The organism is Martinezella sp. CNPSo 3795, from assembly GCF_057784475.1.
The window spans coordinates 999,106-1,018,146 of record NZ_JBXSOQ010000002.1; the positions used below are offsets into that span (position 1 = coordinate 999,106).

The 19,041-nt window shown below is 59.6% G+C and carries 18 protein-coding genes and 1 pseudogene; 5 read left to right on the forward strand and 14 right to left on the reverse strand.

What is annotated here, in order from left to right; translation table 11 throughout:
- Nucleotides 1-17: 17 nt before the first annotated feature.
- Nucleotides 18-341 (reverse strand): hypothetical protein, encoded by a 324-nt coding sequence (locus AC13QY_RS09500; RefSeq protein WP_488493369.1) that lies wholly within the window; start codon nt 339-341, stop codon nt 18-20.
- Between the two features lie 383 nt (nt 342-724).
- On the opposite strand from AC13QY_RS09500, the gene dinB reads away from it, so the two are divergent.
- Nucleotides 725-1,822, forward strand: coding sequence for a DNA polymerase IV (gene dinB / locus AC13QY_RS09505; protein ID WP_488493370.1), 1,098 nt, complete (start codon nt 725-727; stop codon nt 1,820-1,822).
- Between the two features lie 188 nt (nt 1,823-2,010).
- Here dinB and AC13QY_RS09510 read toward each other — a convergent pair whose 3' ends face one another.
- Nucleotides 2,011-2,655 (reverse strand): pyridoxine/pyridoxamine 5'-phosphate oxidase, encoded by a 645-nt coding sequence (locus AC13QY_RS09510; protein ID WP_488493371.1) that lies wholly within the window; start codon nt 2,653-2,655, stop codon nt 2,011-2,013.
- 10 nt (nt 2,656-2,665) lie between these two features.
- The gene (locus AC13QY_RS09515; RefSeq protein ID WP_488493372.1) at nt 2,666-3,442 is read right to left on the reverse strand and encodes a class I SAM-dependent methyltransferase; all 777 of its coding nucleotides are present in this window, start codon (nt 3,440-3,442) and stop codon (nt 2,666-2,668) included.
- Between the two features lie 172 nt (nt 3,443-3,614).
- On the opposite strand from AC13QY_RS09515, the gene AC13QY_RS09520 reads away from it, so the two are divergent.
- Entirely contained in the window at nt 3,615-4,505 is an 891-nt protein-coding gene (locus tag AC13QY_RS09520; RefSeq protein WP_488493373.1) for a LysR family transcriptional regulator, read from the forward strand.
- A gap of 37 nt (nt 4,506-4,542) precedes the next feature.
- On the opposite strand, the gene AC13QY_RS09525 is transcribed toward AC13QY_RS09520, so the two are convergent.
- The 3 genes from AC13QY_RS09525 to AC13QY_RS09535 all read right to left on the reverse strand — a co-directional run bounded on the left by AC13QY_RS09525 (nt 4,543) and on the right by AC13QY_RS09535 (nt 6,731).
- Complete coding sequence (locus AC13QY_RS09525) at nt 4,543-4,779, reverse strand: substrate-binding domain-containing protein (RefSeq protein WP_488493400.1); 237 nt, start codon at nt 4,777-4,779, stop codon at nt 4,543-4,545.
- A gap of 477 nt (nt 4,780-5,256) precedes the next feature.
- Entirely contained in the window at nt 5,257-5,550 is a 294-nt protein-coding gene (locus tag AC13QY_RS09530; RefSeq protein WP_488493374.1) for a hypothetical protein, read from the reverse strand.
- A gap of 305 nt (nt 5,551-5,855) precedes the next feature.
- Nucleotides 5,856-6,731 carry a helix-turn-helix transcriptional regulator gene (locus AC13QY_RS09535; RefSeq protein WP_113332125.1) on the reverse strand — a complete coding sequence of 292 codons (876 nt, stop codon included), beginning with the start codon at nt 6,729-6,731 and terminating at the stop codon, nt 5,856-5,858.
- A gap of 113 nt (nt 6,732-6,844) precedes the next feature.
- Here AC13QY_RS09535 and AC13QY_RS09540 point away from each other — a divergent pair, with 113 nt between their 5' ends.
- A complete protein-coding gene (locus tag AC13QY_RS09540) occupies nt 6,845-8,293 on the forward strand; it encodes an MFS transporter (RefSeq protein ID WP_488493375.1) in 1,449 nt (482 codons plus the stop codon).
- Nucleotides 8,294-8,385: 92 nt separating this feature from the next.
- Here the strand turns inward: AC13QY_RS09540 and AC13QY_RS09545 are convergent, their stop codons facing one another.
- The gene (locus AC13QY_RS09545; RefSeq protein WP_488493376.1) at nt 8,386-10,170 is read right to left on the reverse strand and encodes a trimethylamine N-oxide permease; all 1,785 of its coding nucleotides are present in this window, start codon (nt 10,168-10,170) and stop codon (nt 8,386-8,388) included.
- Here AC13QY_RS09545 and AC13QY_RS09550 point away from each other — a divergent pair.
- Complete coding sequence (locus AC13QY_RS09550; RefSeq protein WP_152094144.1) at nt 10,160-10,372, forward strand: hypothetical protein; 213 nt, start codon at nt 10,160-10,162, stop codon at nt 10,370-10,372. The two genes, AC13QY_RS09545 and AC13QY_RS09550, sit on opposite strands and share 11 nt — an antisense overlap.
- Nucleotides 10,373-10,411: 39 nt before the next feature.
- Nucleotides 10,412-12,781, forward strand: coding sequence for a trimethylamine N-oxide demethylase (locus AC13QY_RS09555; protein ID WP_488493377.1), 2,370 nt, complete (start codon nt 10,412-10,414; stop codon nt 12,779-12,781).
- On the opposite strand, the gene AC13QY_RS09560 is transcribed toward AC13QY_RS09555, so the two are convergent.
- From AC13QY_RS09560 to AC13QY_RS09590, 7 genes and pseudogenes are all read right to left on the reverse strand, one after another.
- The gene (locus AC13QY_RS09560) at nt 12,778-13,377 is read right to left on the reverse strand and encodes a PAS domain-containing protein (protein WP_488493378.1); all 600 of its coding nucleotides are present in this window, start codon (nt 13,375-13,377) and stop codon (nt 12,778-12,780) included. The two genes, AC13QY_RS09555 and AC13QY_RS09560, sit on opposite strands and share 4 nt — an antisense overlap.
- A 116-nt stretch (nt 13,378-13,493) precedes the next feature.
- Nucleotides 13,494-14,831, reverse strand: a complete 1,338-nt coding sequence (locus AC13QY_RS09565; protein ID WP_113355712.1) for a trimethylamine monooxygenase — start codon at nt 14,829-14,831, stop codon at nt 13,494-13,496.
- A gap of 67 nt (nt 14,832-14,898) precedes the next feature.
- Nucleotides 14,899-15,939 carry a heme-dependent oxidative N-demethylase family protein gene (locus AC13QY_RS09570; protein WP_488493379.1) on the reverse strand — a complete coding sequence of 347 codons (1,041 nt, stop codon included), beginning with the start codon at nt 15,937-15,939 and terminating at the stop codon, nt 14,899-14,901.
- 29 nt (nt 15,940-15,968) lie between these two features.
- Nucleotides 15,969-16,934: a PDR/VanB family oxidoreductase gene (locus tag AC13QY_RS09575; RefSeq protein ID WP_488493380.1), complete on the reverse strand. Its 966-nt coding sequence runs from the start codon at nt 16,932-16,934 to the stop codon at nt 15,969-15,971.
- Nucleotides 16,931-17,536 (reverse strand): dimethylamine monooxygenase subunit DmmA family protein, encoded by a 606-nt coding sequence (locus tag AC13QY_RS09580; protein ID WP_113332132.1) that lies wholly within the window; start codon nt 17,534-17,536, stop codon nt 16,931-16,933. The genes AC13QY_RS09575 and AC13QY_RS09580 overlap by 4 nt, the downstream gene beginning before the upstream one ends.
- A gap of 10 nt (nt 17,537-17,546) precedes the next feature.
- Nucleotides 17,547-18,680, reverse strand: coding sequence for an aminomethyl transferase family protein (locus AC13QY_RS09585; protein ID WP_113391199.1), 1,134 nt, complete (start codon nt 18,678-18,680; stop codon nt 17,547-17,549).
- Between the two features lie 114 nt (nt 18,681-18,794).
- A pseudogene (locus tag AC13QY_RS09590) lies at nt 18,795-19,041 on the reverse strand (bifunctional methylenetetrahydrofolate dehydrogenase/methenyltetrahydrofolate cyclohydrolase); the annotation flags it as partial.

The following is a 19,041-nucleotide window of genomic DNA, read 5'->3' on the forward strand; positions in this document are numbered from 1 at the left end:
GTAACACAACTCCGTGCTTAGACTGGATGCCGCATCGGGGCCGGCAGGAAGCCCAAAACAAAATCTATGACCTTCGACGAGGACATTTCGCAGGGCTTGAGGGTGAGGCTTGCTGCGGAGAGCATATAGAGATTGAAACTGACGACATCGGTCCCGCCAAGCTCCTCGCCATAGAGCCAGATCCGTTTGCCGTCGGTCGATCGCTTGACCGTCACACCCCAGGGGCGACCTTGAAAATGCCCCTCCGAATAGCCGTCAGGCAGCTTCGCAAGCGCATGTTCGAAGCCCGACAATTCGGCGGGCAGCAGCTGCGGCGCGCCGTCGATCACGGAGCCAGGCATTCGTCACATATGCCGCAGCCGTCTTCGTCCATCTTCCTCGCCGACCGCAGCCTGCGGCAGCACAGACACGCAGTGCCATCGGCTCGGGATTCCTCGTCACGCTCGGGCGGGAGGATCTCCATAAGCAAGTCGGAAAGTGGATCGGTAGCGATTTGGCCCATCTCAAGGCTCCGTATTGGGGGACGGACAAGAGATAAGAAGCCTTGCGCGCATCTCAAGGTAGCGTTTGCGGCATGGTTGGCCTGCGGCAATTTCCTCGCCTCTCCCTAGCAAGACAACCGAGCCGGTTTGATATCGTCATCGAGGATGATATGTTCCGCATTTGTTTCAGCTTCCGCAATAACGGACCGCGCTGAACCTACTGTGTAATGACCGAGACCGCCATGAACGACACCAGCTCGACCACTGTCCGGAAGATCATCCATGTCGATATGGATGCATTCTATGCATCGGTCGAGCAGCGGGACAATCCGGAGCTGCGCGGCAAGCCGCTTGCGGTCGGCGGGTCGGCTGCACGCGGCGTCGTGGCGGCCGCAAGCTACGAGGCCCGTGCCTTCGGCGTTCACTCGGCGATGCCTTCGGTTACCGCAAAACGCAAATGTCCGGACCTGATCTTCGTGCCGCCGCGCTTTGACGTCTACAGGGCGGTGTCGCAGCAGATCCGCGAGATCTTTGCTGAATATACTTCGATGATCGAGCCGCTGTCGCTCGACGAGGCCTATCTCGACGTCACCCAGAACCACAAGGGGATGGAAATCGCCACCGAGATCGCGCTGGAGATCCGGACCAAGATCAAGCAGGTCACCGGCCTCAATGCTTCGGCCGGCATTTCCTACAACAAATTCCTCGCCAAAATGGCAAGCGACCTCAACAAGCCGAACGGCCAGGCAGTCATTACGCCAAGGAATGGCCCGGCCTTCGTCGAAACGCTTCCCGTCAAGAAATTCCATGGCGTCGGGCCGGCGACAGCCGAGCGGATGCACAAATATGGGATCGAAACCGGACTAGATCTGAAATCGAAATCGCTCGCCTTCCTGCAGGAGCATTTTGGAAAGGCAGGCCCTTATTTCTACGGTATCGCCCGCGGCATCGACGAGCGCCAGGTAAAGCCGGACCGGGTTCGCAAATCCATAGGCGCAGAAGACACATTCGTTGAGGATATCGACGATCTAGAGCTGGCGACGGCGGAACTGCGGCCGCTTGCGCAGAAGGTTTGGCGCTACTGCAAAACAGGCGGTTTCAGCGCCAAGACGGTGACCGTGAAGATCAAATATTCGGACTTTACCCAGGCGACACGCAGTCGGACAAGCTCCCTGCCGGTCGCCGGCGTCGGCGCTGTCCTCGAAACAGCGTCGGCGCTTCTGGCAACCGTCCACCCGTTCACGCGGCCAATCCGGCTGCTCGGCATCACGCTTTCGTCTTTGACGAACGAAGAGACAGATAGTGGGAGATCACAGCCGCAGCTCGATCTCGGCATCTGAGGGATGATAATCTGCCATTCCACCGGTCAAGATGGCTGACTAACCTCTCCACCCAGAGCAACAAACAGGCGAAGACGGAAAGCCCGCTGTTCGTCCGATGGAGGAAACATACGGGCGAACCGCTAGTATGGAAACGGCAATAGTGCCAGCTAAGGGAACCGGAAGCCCGGCCATCAAAGCGAAAATCATCAAGGCCAGAGCCGCTCCTTCAGCCAGCCCGCCTTTTCACGCCGATATCGCAAGCGATGGTGGCGGCGCTCTGAATCGCCCTGCCAGAATTCGACCTCATGCGGCATGACGATGAAAAGCGCCCAATTTGCAGAAACAAGATCGGGCTCGTCCCGCAACCTCCGATGCTGCAGTGCCAATGCATCATCGAGCTCCTGCGACGAACGCAGAACCTCGCTCTGCCGCTCGGTCAGGGCAATGGCCTTGGCGCCCGGCGCGCGTGCACGGAAATCGACATGGCGCTCATGCGCCTGGGCCTGAAACGCCATTCCGCGCAATCGCACCTGCCGTCCGAGCTGCGGCCAATAGAAGGTGAGTGACACAGAGGGATTGGCGGCAATCTGTCGGCCCTTCGGCCCCCTGCCTGATGTTGCGAAATGCCAGCCACGCTGGTCGAGGTTCTTCAGGATGAGAACACGAGCATCCGGTGCGCCATCCTCGTCGATCGTGGAAAGCACCATGGCATGCGGCTCCTTGATATCAGCCTCGATGGCATCGCGCAGCCAGTCGGAAAACAGGTCTTGCGGACTGTCAGGTGTCAGATCCGCCTCGAACGAGGGAAACGGCCCGGCCAGGGACTTGAGTATGCGCAATTCGTCTCTCACGGCGCTCTCCTCATGGTCTGGCGATAATGAGACGCAGCGAGCCTTCGAAGAATGGCTGCGTGCGGAGGGCGCCATAACGGCGATCCCAGGATCCGTCGGTGAGATCACGGCCGAGCTCGGCGACAAAACGCTCGCCAACGGAGGCATCGACAAAGCTCCATGCCGAATTGGCAAGCCGCGCGCCGGGATCAAGCATTCGTTCCGGCCTGCCATAATAGGCTTCGCCGAAGCCATCGACGCAGTTCAACGGGATCGGCACCGCCTTGATCTCCACATTGCCGCCGAGTGCGGTCGCGATCCTGCCTATCTCCGGATAACGTCGTGCCTCGACCGCAATCATTTCAGGCGCATAGGTGTGTAGCCACGACCGTTCCAGCAGATGCGGATCGCAGCTCAACACCAGGACAGGGCCCCGGGTAACGCGCCGCATCTCGGCAAGCCCTCGGTCGAGATCAGACCATTGATGCACCGTGAAGGTCGCCATTGCCGCATCGAAACTCCGGTCGGCAAAAGGAAGATGTTCCGCCGTTCCGTCAATCGCGACCGGGAGATGCGCCGGTCGTTGGGCGCGCATGGACGCAGACGGCTCGACGGCCGTCACCTGTCGGTCGACCGGCTCATAGGAGCCTGCGCCGGCACCGACATTCAACACGGTTTTCGCATCGCCGAGAGCGGCGCGGATGAATTCGGCTATATGGGGGTCCGGCTGACGATAATTGGTATAGCCCGATCCGATCACGCCGTAATTCGCATCGCCCGCACTGCCGTCCTGATATCTGCCTTGCACTTCATGTCTCCGTTGCTTCGTCGGACAAAGCTTCGCCGGACGTGAAAATGCCATTGCATCGTCGCGTCATTGTTCGATGAATACGCTGTCCATTTCTCTCGGCATCAAAAAACATGTTATTTTCACGGAAGAAAAACGATATGTTCGAACAGTCAATGTTCGGAAAATGCACATGACTAGACGATTGCCCTCCCTGAATGCGCTGCGCGCCTTCGAAGCGGCCGGCCGGCTCGGCCGCATGACGCTTGCGGCAGACGAGCTCAATGTGACGCACAGCGCCGTCAGCAGGCAGATTCAGCATCTGGAGGAGGTACTTGGCGTTCCCTTGTTCGAAGGACCGAAAAACCGGCTGAGATTGACTGAAGGCGGGATGACCCTGTTGACCGGGCTGACGGGCGCATTCGACCAGATGGATCTGTCGGTGCGAGCCGTAGCCGATACGGAAGACGGTCAGCTCGACGTCTCCTGCCCCGGCACCTTTACGATGCGCTGGCTCATTCCCCGCCTCTATCGGTTTCAGGCGAAATACCCCAACATAGAAGTGCGCCTGTCGGCGTCTTCAAAGCCCGTCGATTTCAGCCGCGACGGCTTCGATGTGGCGATCCGCGTCGGAAGCGCGCCATGGCCTTCCGGCGCCGATGTGATTTTCCTGTTTCCGGAGCAAACCGGCGCGGTGCTCGCGCCATCGCTCTTTGCCGCGTCAACGCCAGAGTTCGATGGCCTGCCCCAGCTTCATACGCGCACAAGGCTGCGCGCATGGGGCGACTGGCTTGCCCGATCGGAAAGATCGGTCGCCACGGGACCGCACGTCGAATACGAGCATTTCTACTTCATGCTGGAGGCTGCGAGCGCCGGCCTCGGTGTCTGCGTCGCCCCCTGGCCCTATGTCAGCGACGACATCCGTTTCGGCCGGCTGATAGCGCCATATGGCTTTCTGGAAAGCGGCCACGAATATGTAGCGCTGCGCCGCGCCCGTCGGAACCGAAAATCCGTTCTCTTCTGCGAATGGCTGCAGAATGAGGCGGAGGTCTACACGCGCTCCAGCACGCCGCCGACTGGCTGATACTTGAAAAGACCGTGGCCACCATCTGCCTTGGAGACTAACCGACCCGAGAAAACCCGGACTTGTTGAGAATCTCCTGCCCGGTCTCCGATAGCAGGAAGTCCCGCAGAGACCTTGTTTCATCATCAGCGCCCTTACGAATTGCCATGCCATATTCAATAAGCGGCTGAAACTCGTCGGGTATGTCGATGACGCTGAAAGCCGGATCCCCTACCAAAAGACGCGCGTTCGAAGAATAGCTCATCATCAGATCGACGACGCCGTCGGCAATCAGATAGCCGCCGCGCTTGCCCGATAATTAGTTGCGCGGAACGGCTCCCTATCTCCTCGTTGGAGATGCGTCGCACCTTGCGCCGCTCGGGAAGCAATCCGCCACCGAGGCCGAAAGGCCGACCCGTTCGAGAAGATCGCCGCCGCGATCCTTTGCCTGCGAAGCGCTTGCTAGCCCGTGGCAATAATCGATTCGGCGATGCCTGACCGATACGCAGGCGTGGATTGAGGCTTTCGGACGAGTCCTGGAAGATCAGGCCGGTCCGATTGCCGCGGATCGCCTGCGTATCGGCAGGCAGCGGGGCGAGCAGATCCTACCCCTTTCGGAATCGGATGCGGAATCCGTGCTTTAGGCGCGAAGCGCACGCTGTTTAAGCTCGCTATACAAATGAAATCGCGCTCTGCGGCGGCACGTCGAAATTTTAGCGAGATGTCCGTTGAGACCGGACTCGGGATGCAAACATTACCGGTAATCCTCAAGTCAAAGCTGTTCGGCCTTCCCTATCCCCATCATCTCGGCCGGCTTCCTTCGATTCGTTTTCATCACATCGCGGTTGAAATCATTAACCGCCCAGCAAACACCGATAGTTTGGAGATGCGCGGTGTTTTCTATTCCAATTTTTATGAGAAAGGTCAGCCGCCCGGCCAGCGCGTTACGGCAATGCTCGCTGTTATCGAACCAGGGCTGACTGGTGACGTTGTCCAGCACCTTTTGGAGTGTGGCGACTTGCTTCGGCGATAGGCTGCCTCCTATAAGGTGGCGAAAGCGTTCCATCATGCCTCCTTCGAGGACCACTGCTACTGCGACACCACAGATGGACTCGCTCTTGCAAGTGAAACTACTCCGATACTATGCAGTCCGTTACTTCAGCTCTGCGCGACGGGCGATCCTTGACGGCAAGCCGCCAGCCAAACCGGCCATTGCTTATGTCTGCTGCCGGCACGTTAGGCAGGCTGCCGTTTAAAGCCTACGTCCATTTTTGACAGTGTCGGGACGCGCAATGCCCAACGAACGGGCGGAAACTGCCGCCAGTTCATTCGTGTGGTGATCGATCCCATGGGTTCTGCCGGCTTTACCGCTCAGCAAGCCCGCCTGCGCTTCATCATCGCGTTCAGCTTCTCCGCCCCGGCTTCGTCGACGGGTGTATAGACGATCATGCGGTCGTCATTGCTGGGGCTTGCCCACCAATTGTTGGATTGCAGCGCCAGAATAGTGCCATCCGCCAGCCGGAAACGCTTGACGGCATTCTCGATGCCTTTGAGCTGATAGCGATCCCACACGATGCGAAATTGGTCCGAAGCGCTCATATAGCGTTCCAATTGCCGCTCCCAGCTCGGATCGTCGAGATGCTCCGCCATGGAGGCACGAAACAGCGCTGCCATGTTAGCCAGCATCTCATCAGGATCGGCCTGGCTTGCGCGCCAGGCAGGATTGACGAGGGACAGATAGATGCAGTTCCGGTCCTCGGGCGGGACGGCATCGAGATCGACGCCGACGAGGCGGCGATAGGCCTCGTTGAAGCCACGTATATTGTAGCGTTTCGTCTGGATAAGAGCCGGATAGGGACAGAGATGATCGAGAATGCGCTGGCTTGCCTCGGTGAGCGGCTCGCAAACGCGCGGATTTTCGAGGCGAGGCGGGACCGGCAGATTAGCCAGTCTGAAAAGGTGCTCCGTCTCCACTTCGTTGAATTCCAAAGCATGCGCGACGGAGAGAAGCACGCGCGGCGACACGCGGATCGGGCGGCCCTGCTCCAGCTTGGTGTACCAGGTGATGCCGATATCGGCACGTGACGCCACTTCTTCCCGCCGCAATCCGGGTGTACGAATCCGCCCTGCCCGACCGAGTCCCAATCTTTGCGGGTCGAGGGATTCCCGCCGTCTTCGCAACATCTCGCCGAGTTCCTGTGCCCGCGAAAGCATTGGATTGGGGACGATATCGAGCGTGCCGTGCATTTCCATTCTCCAGCCTGACACTTCTTATACCAGTCTAATCAGGTATCTTGTACCAGTTTAACATAGGTGTAGAACGCTGTGGACTCAGTTTTGGAAATGCTTTGAGGTCCCCCATGTCATCCGCACCAATCCGGCTTGGCCAGTTCGGCCTGCTGATCCTGCTGGCCGGGCAATTGCTGCTGCAGCTCGATTTTTCCATCATCAATGTCGGCCTCGCCGCCATCTCCGCCTCGCTGCACGCCGGCGAAACGGAACTTGAACTTTTCGTCGCCGCCTATGGCGTCGCCTTTGCCGTCTGCCTGGCAATGGGTGCGCGCCTTGGCGACAATTTCGGCCGCCGGCGCATGTTCGGCCTGGCTGTCCTATTGTTCTGCCTCGCCTCTCTGCTCTGCGGGGTGGCGACATCAGTCGCCTTCCTCATCGTTGCGCGCGCGCTGCAGGGAATTGCGGCCGCACTCATGGTCCCGCAGGTACTGGCGACCATCCATGTCAGCCTGACCGGACGCGATCACGCCCGCGCCGTCTCGCTCTATAGCGCGATCGGCGGCATCGCCTTCATCGTCGGCCAGGTTCTCGGCGGCTTCCTGATCTCGGCTGATATTGCCGGCTCCGGCTGGCGTAGCATCTTCCTCATCAATCTGCCTGTTTGCATCCTGATCCTGCTCTGCGTGTGGCGACATGTTCCAGAAACGCGTGGACAAGGCAGGGTTCCGGTCGACTGGTCGGGCATGATCACGCTGGCGCTGCTGACGCTCTCGGTCCTGCTGCCGACCGCGCTCGGTCCGTCGCTCCACTGGAATTGGCTTTGCCTGCTCGGTTTCGTGCCGATCCTGCCACTGGTGGCACTTCTTTGGCGCATCGAGCGCGCCAAGGAGGCGCGTGGCGCCTTCCCGATCCTGCCGCCGTCGCTCACGCGCATCTCCAGCATGCGCTTCGGAGGCCTGATCGCCATACTCTTCTTCACCTGCTGGAGCGGCTTCATGTTCGTCTTCGCCCTTACCTTGCAGGCGGGCGCCGGGCTGACGCCGCTGCAGTCAGGCAATGCCTTGATCGCGCTCGGCGGCTCCTATTTCGTCTCGGCCGCTTTCGTTACACCTCGCCTTGCGAATATACGCCGGGAACTCATGTTGGCGATGGGCTGCGTGATTCAGATGAGCGGGCTTACGCTCCTCATCGTGACGCTCGAAACGGTCTGGCCGCGGCCGGGAGTCATCAACCTTATCCCATCCACGATCTTGATCGGCTTCGGTCAGGCACTGATCGTCAACACCTTCTATCGGCTGGGGCTGGCGGACGTGCCGCATGAACATGCCGGCGCCGGCAGCGCGATGCTCGCAACCATGCAGCAGGTGTCGTTGGGTCTTGGGCCTGCGATCCTCGGGGCCGTATTTGCCCAGGTGCTGCAATATTCCAGTGCCTATCTCTCCGCTGGAGTCACGGCGATCGCCGTCGAACTCGGGCTGATGGCCATCCTGCTGGCGGCCACGCTTCTGCGGCTGGCACGGCAGCGCAGCCGACCTGAAGAAGCCGAGATCGACGCCCTCATCGTCGCGCCCGAATGATCGGAAGGTCAGGATCAGTTGATCCCATAGCGAAGTCCGGCCTGTGACCAGGCCGGACTTGCAGCATGTAGCTCGCCTTTGACCAGATGCCGTTATGCCGGCAGCTGGAAAACCCAATTGGCGATCAGCACGATGGCAAGACCGCCGGCAAGCGCCAGATAGGGTAGAATACCCGCCTTCCTGACACCCAGATCCTGGCCGACCAGACCAAGATCATCCATGGCGCCGACCGGGAACTTGCCGCCATCGCGAACATAATGCCTGTAGGCAAAGACCGGCAGGATGAGAGCCGCAAAGGCAAAGCCGATCCAGAGCGCATTGGCATAGCCCCAAACCTTGGCGCCGGCGCCAAGGAAGAGCGCATTGACGAAGGCGAGGACGGTATTGAGGCCGATGAGCCAGGAGGGCGCCTTCCAGGGGCGCTCGACATGGCCGGAGTCCATGCGGTGGATCCAGCCCGAATTGAGGTTGAGGAAATTGAAGATGATGTATCCGACGTTGGAGACGGCGAGCACGAAGAAATAGCCGCTGGTGTCGGACGCAATCGCCAGAAGGAAGAGATTGAAGGCAAAATCCGTCCACATCGCCCTGGTCGGCGCGCCATGTTCGTTCACATGGTCGAGATATTTCGGCAGCCAGCCATCCTTCGAACCCTGATAGAGCGTGCGCGACGAACCGGCCATCGCCGTCATGATCGCAAGGAACAGCGCCAGGATCATCAGGATGACGAGCAATTGCGTTATAACACGACCAGCACCGATCAGGCCCCCGAGCGCTTCAGCAACGCCGGTGCCATCAACGATGCCAGGTGCCAGCATACCGGCATGCCCGAGCACGCCCTGGAAGGCAAAGGGCACTAGGAAGAAGAAGATGCAGCAGGCAAGGCCCGAGTAGAAGATTGCCTTGAACGTATCCGTCTTCGGGTTCTTCAGTTCGCGCGTGTAGCACACCGCCGTTTCGAAGCCATAGGTCGACCAGGCGGCGATATAGAGACCGCCAAGGAAAAGCGTCCAGCCGCCATTGCTCCAGGTTCCGTCGGTCGCGGCATAGGCAGCCGTCGGCGGCAGCAGGCCGGTGACGTTGGCGGAGAGGATCTGGCCGCTGACGATCGGATAGACACCGATGATGAGCAGCGGCACCAGCACGATGATCGCCAGCCACTTCTGCACGCTGGCCGTCTCGGAAATGCCGCGATGCTGGATCGCAAAAATGATCAGCATCAGGATGCCGCCGATGAAGAAGGTGGCATTGATATTGGCGGTTGCGAGAAAGGGAATGTTGAAGCTGACAAGAGACCAGTTGCGGATGGCCGGCGTAAAAGCTGCAACGCCATCGGCGCTGAGCAGCGCTTTTACCGCATCGTCGGGAGATGTACCGGCATGGGCCGCGATGTATTCTGCGACACGCGGACTATCGGCGGTGATCGATGTCGCATGAGCGCTGATCCAGCTCAGCACAGCCTGCGAATCCGCCGCCGGAATGGGGAAGAAGGCATTGAGGATATAGCCAGCCGCGATGGCGCAGCCGAGGGACAGCACCGGTGACCAGGCAAACCAGTTGCACCAGACCGAAAGCGGCGCGATGAATTTCGAATAGCGCAGCCAGGCGGTCGCACCATAGACCGAGGCGCCTCCGGACTTATTGCCGAACATGCCGGCAATCTCGGCATAGGTGAAGGATTGCAGGAAACCCATGATCATCGAGATGATCCACACGACGAAGGCAAGCTTGCCCGTGGTGCCGGCGATGCCGCCGATGGAGAAGAGAACAAGTGGCGGCACGCCCGCAGCCACCCAGAACGCGCCCTTCCAGTCCAGCGCGCGTATAAGCTTACCTTCGGTGCCGGCGGGAGCGCCGGCGTCCACGATGTCAGTCATTGGTGATATTCCCCATTTTGTTCCGGACGTATCTCTCGTACGTCTCCCTGAACGTGCCTCCCATGGCATTGCGGGGCTTGCTGGAGGTTTTCATGAGCCGAGTCTGCGCGCGGTTTCCAGATACATGCCCTTTATGCATAGTGAAGATATTTTCTTTTTAGTCAATATCCCTTTACTTTCGGATGGCATTTTGTCAGCATGATTCCCGTGCTTGACACGCCTCATTTCCCGAGAGGGTTTAATGCGAGAACTCCATCCGCCGACCGCCGGAATACGGCCGATCTCGGCGAGCATCATTCGCTATCCAGGCATTCCAGCCTTGCCGCAAGATACAGAACGCTATCGCTGCAAGGGCGGTGGGTCGCTGGTCGTGCGCGTCGAGCCTGGCGATCGGGTTTTGGTGACGGATAGCGAAGGTGGCCAGATCTGCGAGCTCACCTTCCTCGATGAGAAGGGCCGCTTTCAATCCGCGGGACTGGGGTCGGCATTCACCGGCGAAGCGACAGGTCTGAAAACCGTTCTTTCCTCGGAAAATGAAAGTGCGGCTCGCGTCAGGACAGCGCTGGAACGGCGCGGAGTAGACATGGCGTCCGCGACAGCATTGCACCTTTTCGGCGGGTCATCTCCTGCCGGCAGCACGGCGGAATTCACCATCGCGACCAAAGGTCTGCTGATCGCCTGCGCACCGGGAACGACCATGTCGCCGGAGGCGCAGGATACGGCAACGCCCATCGAGCTCAGAATACGCCGCACGACGATCCTGCGAGACTATGCCTCCGCATTGCCCGAACCGCTCGCCGATCCGATCGAGGACATCCGCATCAAGGCGGCAACCGCTTCGGCCTATTTTGTCCGGGCTGGCGAATATATCCAGATCATTGATGTCTATGGCCGGCAATGCACCGACTTCCAGGCCTTTTCCGCCCGCAAGGTCGACAAAGGCCTCGACCTTGCGCTCGATTCAACCGTCACCCGCACTCTGCTCGGCCGCAGCTATCCAGCGCCCGGGCTGCCGTCCAAGGCCTTCGACCGCGATTTCGAGCCGCTGGTGGAAATCGTGCAGGATACGGTCGGCCGCCACGACGCCTTCGCAACGGCCTGCAATTCGCGCTATTACGACGACATGGGCTATCCCGGCCACGTGAACTGCACCGACAATTTCAATGCAGCCCTTGCGCCCTATGGCATTGCCGGCCGAAAGGGCTGGGAGGCGCTCAACTATTTCTACAACACCAATGTCGATCACAATAACCAGCTCTATCTCGACGAACCTTGGTCGAGACCGGGCGACTACGTCTTGATGCGGGCACTGACGGATCTCGTCTGCGTCTCCTCCTCCTGCCCCGATGATATCGATGCGGCCAATGGCTGGAACCCGACCGATATCCATGTCCGCACCTTTTCCGGCAAAGAAAAATTCACACGAGCGGTGGCCTATCGCATGACCCCTGACGCCGACCCAGAACTGACGCGGGAGACCGCGTTTCACCCGCGCCTCTCCGCCCTAACCCGCGACTACACCGAATATCGCGGCTTCTGGCTGCCGAACCGCTTCTCCTCGGAAGGACCGGTCGAGGAATATTGGGCCTGCCGCGAACGAGCCGTGGTGATGGATCTCTCGCCGCTGCGCAAGTTCGAGGTGACAGGGCCCGATGCCGAGGAATTGCTGCAATATTGCCTGACGCGCGACGTGCGCAAGCTCTCGACCGGCCAGGTCGTCTATTCCGCCATGTGCTACGAACACGGCGGCATGATCGACGACGGCACGCTGTTTCGCCTCGGCGACAAGAACTTCCGCTGGATCGGCGGCGATGACTATAGCGGCATCTGGCTGCGCGAGCAGGCGGAGAAGAAGGGCTTCAAGGCCTGGGTGCGCTCCTCCACCGATCAGATGCACAATATCGCCCTGCAAGGCCCGAAGAGCCGCGACATCCTCAAGGAGATCATCTGGACGGCGCCGCGCCAACCGACGATCGGCGAGCTGGAGTGGTTTCGCTTCACCGTCGGCCGCATCGGCCATTTCGAGGGAGCACCGGTCGTCGTCTCGCGCACCGGCTATACCGGCGAACTCGGTTACGAAATTTTCTGCCACCCGAAGGATGCATCAACCGTCTTCGATGCGGTCTGGAAAGCCGGCGAGCCTTACGGGCTGAAGCCGATGGGCCTGGAGGCGCTTGATATGGTTCGCATCGAGGCGGGCCTGGTCTTTGCCCATCATGAATTCGACGATCAGACCGATCCCTTCGAGGCCGGCATCGGCTTCACCGTTCCGCTGAAATCCAAGCAGGATGATTTCATCGGACGCGAGGCGTTGGTCAGGCGAAAGGAAAACCCACGGCATCTGATGGTCGGACTTGATATCGAGGCCAACGAGGCCATCGGACATGGCGATTGCATCCACATTGGACGCGCGCAGATCGGCGTGGTCACCAGCGCGACACGATCGCCGATCCTCGGCAAGACTATTGCGCTTGCGCGGGTCGACGTCACGCATGCCGGGGTCGGCACCAAGGTTGAGATTGGCAAACTCGATGGTCAGCAAAAGCGGCTTCCCGCCATCATCGTGCCGCTTTCTCACTACGATCCGCAGAAGACGCGGCCGCGATCTTAATCCGACTTCTTCTGCGCGGCCGAGATCGCACGCGCCGCCTCTTCCGAGGAGTTGGCAAGCGTGCGCATCTCTGCCGCCAGCACCGCAAAACCAGATCCGGCCGTGCCTGCTCTTGCAGCCTCGATGCCGGCATTGACGGCAAGCAGCTTCAAGTAGCGCAGCGACTGCAGAATTTCGTTGGTCTTCGATGCCGTGACCCGCATGTCCGCGGTCTGCTCGTCGAGGCGCTGGTAGAGCGATTCGATATTCAGGATACTGCCTTCGAGATAAAGAAGCTCCCCGGCCTCGTCCCATACGCCGCCGCCCGTTTCCGTTACCCAGAGGAAATGGCCGTCGCGATGACGGATGCGATACTCCATCGTCCAGTCGGTGTGACTTTCCAAAGCCTTGCCGACAAGCTCATCCATGAGCGGGATATCCTCTTCGCACATGATCGAAGTAAAGGTTCGCGAACGGTTGCCGATAATCTCGTCAGCGGGATAGCCGAAGATGCGCTCGATGCCGTCGGTCATCTCAAGCATCGTATAGCTTTCGTCCGCCCTACAGCGATAAAGGAAACCGGCCATACGGCCGAGAACGCTTGTCTGGAAATCCATGGAAGCCATGCCCGAAAAGAAAGTTGCGGATGAACTCGTTTCGTCTCAACACATAAAAATCCGGCAAGGGCTGCTCGACGCCTCCCTTGCCGGTCAGGTGGGGAAGTGAGCATGGATCAATTGCGCAGATATTCCTCCATGGAATCGTCGAGCGCGTCGACCCAGGGCGTATGATGTGTCGGCGACATGGTGCCGGTCATCAGTGAGCGGTAGGCGTGGTCGCGGAAGCCCATGATGTTTTCCGCCTTGTGATGCTCCCATTCCATGAAGGTCCTGTTCGTGCCTTCGATATCGAAGCTCGGATAATCGGTCTCGGCGAGCAACTCCTTCACATAGTCGCCCTGATACCAAATCATCTGCTCGGCATCCTCAAGCGTTTCCTCGCGGGCGCGCCACTTGTCGAAGTTCGCCTGCAGTTCCGCTTCGGGCGGCAGCTTGATGCGGCCCATCATGACATCGCGCGCCCACCAAGCCTGCACGTCGAACATGTTGAAGGTGTAGAACTGATCCTGCATGCCGATATAGAAGAGCTGCGGATTCTTATCGAAGATCACACCCTTGTAGAGGTGGTCAGCCCAGAGGCGATTTGCCGTCTTCAGCCGAAGATCATCCGGCAGGAAGGGGAAATGGTGCTGATAGCCTGTGCAGAGGATTAGCGCGTCGACATCCTTCGATGAGCCATCGAGGAAATAGGCCGTCTTGTTTTCAAGACGCGTCAACAGCGGCCGCTCCTCGAAATTCTCAGGCCATTTGAAGCCCATCGGCTTGGAGCGATAGCTCGTCGTCACCGACTTTGCCCCGTATTTCCAGCATTGCGAGCCGATATCCTCGGCCGAATAGCTGCGGCCGACGAGCAACACGTCCTTGCCCTTGAACTCGAGCGCATCGCGAAAATCGTGGGCATGCAGCACGCGGCCGTTGAAGGTCTTCACCCCTTCGAAATAGGGCACGTTCGGCGTCGAGAAATGACCAGAGGCAACGACGACATAGTCGAACACCTCGTCATACATCCGGTCCTGAGGGCGATCATGCGCGGTTACCGTGAACTTCTTCGTCTCTTCATCGAAGCGCACCATGCGCACCGGCGTGCTGAAGCGCACCCATTTGCGCACGTCAGCCTTCTCAACGCGGCCCTTGATATAGTCCCAGAGCACGGCGCGCGGCGGATAGGAGGCGATCGGTTTTCCGAAATGCTCCTCGAAGGAATAATCGGCAAATTCCAGGCATTCCTTCGGGCCGTTCGACCATAGATAGCGATACATGCTGCCATGCACCGGCTCGCCATATTCATCGAGGCCTGTGCGCCAGGTATAGTTCCAAAGGCCGCCCCAATCCGCCTGCTTTTCAAAGCAGACGACTTCCGGGATATCAGCACCCTTCTTTGCGGCCGATTGAAAGGCCCTTAGCTGGGCAAGGCCCGAAGGGCCGGCACCGATAACGGCAACTCGTGTCATGTGGCATTCCCCTTCTCGATTATGTCGAAGTTCTTATCGCATGCAGTTGTTTCGCGCCGTGTCAGCATCAATCCGGAAAAATGCCGGGACTGGTCGGGGCGCCGTCGTCATATTTCGATAGCCAGTCGATCGTGGTCTGGCGGAAGCGCGTCAGGCCCTTGTAGTCGATGAGCTCCGGCGGCAGGGTTTTCAGCACGCGCGGGAAGCGGCGCGCCCATTTCGGCACTGTCACCAGTTCATTCATGTTCATCAGATAGCAGCGGATGACGAAGAGAATGGCATTCGAGCGCGGCAGGCGCCACAGGCTTTGCAATTCTACGCGCAGGTGCACCTTCTCGCCGACATTCTCGGGCGTCACCGTTGTGCGATCCGGACCCCATTTCGGGTAGTTTTCGGGGCTGGTATCGAGGCGCGGGTTGATTGTCATCGTCCAGTTGAACCGGCGCGTCGGCTTGCCCTGCTGCAGGTTCAAGAGGAATTTCAGCGCGCGGTCGAAGACGCCGATCTGGTGGGCGAGCGGCACCGGCCCATGCCATTCCATGAAATTCATGCCGATATCGAAATCAAGCGACCAGTCGGCCTGGGTTGTGACCATACCCGCATCCATCCAGAGATTGCCGTCACGCTGGTCGACAATGCAGAAATCACCCTGCGCCTGTCGGGTGATGTATTCGAAGGGCTCATAGGGCAGCGTCGACGCATCGCCGAAGGTGAAGGTGTCGTCTATGCCGAGAGGACGGTTGATCCAGCGCCATTGATCGCCATTCTTGGTGAGCGTGAAATGCTCGGGATAACCGGCCGCCTGCTCTTCCATCAGCAGCTCCAGCGTATCCCATTGCGCCGTCATCATGTGCGGAAGTGCCTGATAGCGCAAAGGGTCTTCCTTCAGCACCAAAGCCCGGTCATGCATTTCGGCGACATAATGCTCATCGACGTCGATCAGGCTTTCGTAGACCGTGTTCTTCCGCCCTTTCACATGCGGTTCCATGTTGACCGAATACATGTATTCGTCGCGATCGAAGGGGAACGGAAAACGCCGGATATTTTCCGGACTGTTGCGGTAGGTAAAGTCGTCCCGAAACGTTTCCTGCTTGAAGGCGATTGCCATGCCCATTCTCCTGGATATTGGCCGGATGCTTAGAGGTCTAGATGCAGCGCGCTTCCCTCGAAGCGGGAGACGCAGATCATCACCTTTCGGCCAGAGGCCTTTTCTTCATCGCTCAGATAGACGTCATTATGCAGAAGCTTGCCGTCGCAGACGGCAACAGCCGTCTCACACTGTCCGCAGGCGCCGCCGCGACAGAGGAAGGGCGCATCGATGCCGGCAGCCTCGATCGCCTCCAGCATGCTTTCGTGATGGCCGACGTGAACGGTCTTGCCCGACCGCGTCAGCTTGATGGAAAAGGGCTTGCCAGGCTGCGACGACAGGAAGCGTTCGGAATGCAGGTTCTGTTCCGGCCAACCGGCCTCGATGCCCGTTTTCAATACGCCGTCGATCATGCCGGCCGGACCGCATACGTAGAGATGCGTGCCGAGCGGCTGACTTTCGAGCAGACGGGCGACGGGGATGAAATTGCGATCGGCATCGCAATAGATCTTCACGCGCTGCGATCCATATTGCTCGATAAGTTCCCGGCAATAGGCGCCGCGATCGATCGAACGAACGGCATAATGCAGCTCGAAATTCGCGCCCTCGCGCGAGAACTGCTGCATCATCGCGATGAAAGGGGTGATGCCAATGCCGCCGGCAATCAGCAGGTGCTTGCGCCCGCGCCAGTCCGGCTGGAACAGATTGACAGGATAGCTGACCTTGAGCTCGTCGCCCTCGCGCACCTTCTCATGCATGAAAGCGGAACCCCCTCGCGAGTCCTCGACACGCAGCACGCTGATCTCATAGGCCGAGCAATCATGCGGCGGCGACATCAGCGAATAGGCGTTGCGGCGAACATGGCCTTCATCGTTCATCGAGACGATGACATGGGCGCCGCCGGAAAAGTAAGGCATCGGCGCGCCATCGAGACGCTCGAAGCGGAAACGCTTGATACGATCGGCGACCGGCGTCACCTTCGCGACACGAACCGGAATTTCCGTACCACCGCTCACAGGAACAACTCCTCGGGATCAGGCGCAGTGCCGGGCTCTTCCGCATCGATGTTGACGCCCTGAAAGGCGCCGAGGCGGCGCGAATAGTGGTCGCGCACCAATAGCGGAAGCCCGCAATGGCTGCAGGTAAAGGGACTATGCGTGACATCGTCGGTGATGCCCTTGCAGTGGACGCATTGCACGCGGCGAGCCAGCGAACCGCGATGCTCCGTGATGATCGAGGCATGATCCATGCCGTAGTCGAGCGCCACCATCATCGCCTGGCCGATAAAGCCCTCGGTGCCGGCGATATAGAGCCGCGTGCCCATATGCGCCGTTGCAAGCGAGCCTCTCAGGCGGAAGAGCAATGTCGCGATGGTCGGCGCCGTGAAGAACATGTCGGCGCCGAGCCCGCGTAGGGCCTCATCATGACCCCTGCCCTGTGAGCCGCGCGCGACATAGAGGATTTCGCTGCGCGACAGGATGGCATCGTCAAGCCCGGTCGCCTGGTCGAGGAGAGCGTTGGCTCCCTCGCCTTCCAGCGCGAGCAGATGCCGCCGGGCATGCGGCTGGATGGAGAGCCCTTTGTAGACCGGTCGGCTCTTGATGCCTTCGACAAGCATGAGCGCCTCCTTAACCGATAGCCGTCCTCTTCTTCTTTTCCGGATCGTCAAACGGCAGCGTATGGGCAATCGCGCTTGCGTTCAGGCTCTTGCCGCGTACTTCCAGCTTCGTGCCCTGCACGGCCTTGTCGACATCGAGGCGGGCGATCGCCATCGATTTCTTTGTCAGGGTCGAATAGCAGGGGCAGGTGATGACACCGACCTTTTTACCCTCGGCATAGACCTCGTCGCCGAGATCGGCCGGACCGTCCGCATCGATCAGCATACCGAAGATCTTGAAGCGTTCCTTGCCCTTGAGGCGCGCATGTTCTTCGGCGCCGCGGAAACCCGTCTTTCCCGGGCTGACCGTGAAGTCGAGGCCGAGCTCCCAAAGACTATCGCCGGGCGGCTGGTCCGCGAAGGGGTACATCTGCGAGTTATCGTAGGGATAGAAGAGCAAATAGCTTTCGACGCGCAGCATGTCGAGGACGCTGAAGCAGCAGGGGATGATCCCCATCTCCTTGCCTTCCGCGACGATGCGATCCCAGACCATCGGCGCATCCTGGCCGCGCACGAAGATTTCATAACCGCGCTCGCCGGTATAGCCGGTGCGCGAGATCATCACAGGCGCGCCGAATAGCGTCGTCTGCATGTGATGGAAATATTTGAGATCGCGGATGCCGGGTACATATTTGGCCAGATAATCGACGGCGACCGGGCCTTGCAGCGACAGATCGTGCAGATCGTCGTCGAAGAGGACAGCGCAGTTGCGGCCGGTCGCCTGCTTGAGCACTTCCTCGTGGCCTGAGCCCGAACCATGTACCAGCATCCAGGAATTCGGACCGGTGCGGTAGACGATGCAGTCGTCGGTGAAGTAGCCGCGATCGTTGAGCATCGCGGCATAGACCGAGCGGCCGGGATAGATCTTCGACATGTCGCGGGTGGTGATATAGTCGAGCACGGCAATGGCGTGCGGTCCAACCAGATGCACCTTCTTGAGGCCGGAAACGTCCATGATGCCGGCCTTGGTACGGATCGCGACATGCTCCTGCGACATGTCCTTCTCGTAGGTCCAGGCGGTTCCCATGCCGCTCCAGTCTTCGAGTTTCGATCCGAGAGCACGGTGCCGGTCCGCCAAGGCGGAGAAACGCCATGATAATGCCATTTCGTTCCCTCTTTTTCTTCTACGGAATATTTATTTCCTGACTATAATCGTCTTTCACGCCTTGGCAAGCCGATCCGAAGGGTTTTTCTTGGCCGTCCGGATGGTATTTCGCTCTCAAAACCTCGGCGGCTTCTGACCAGCGGCGCGATGGGCAGCGATGACGGTATTGGCCATCAGCATGGCGATCGTCATCGGTCCGACACCGCCTGGAACTGGCGTGATCGCGGCGGCGACTTCGGATGCTTCACCATAGGCGACATCACCCACCAGCCGGCTCTTGCCCTCGCCGTGCTCCGGCGCATCGATCCGGTTGATGCCGACATCGATAACGGTGGCACCCGGCTTCACCCAATCGGCCTTG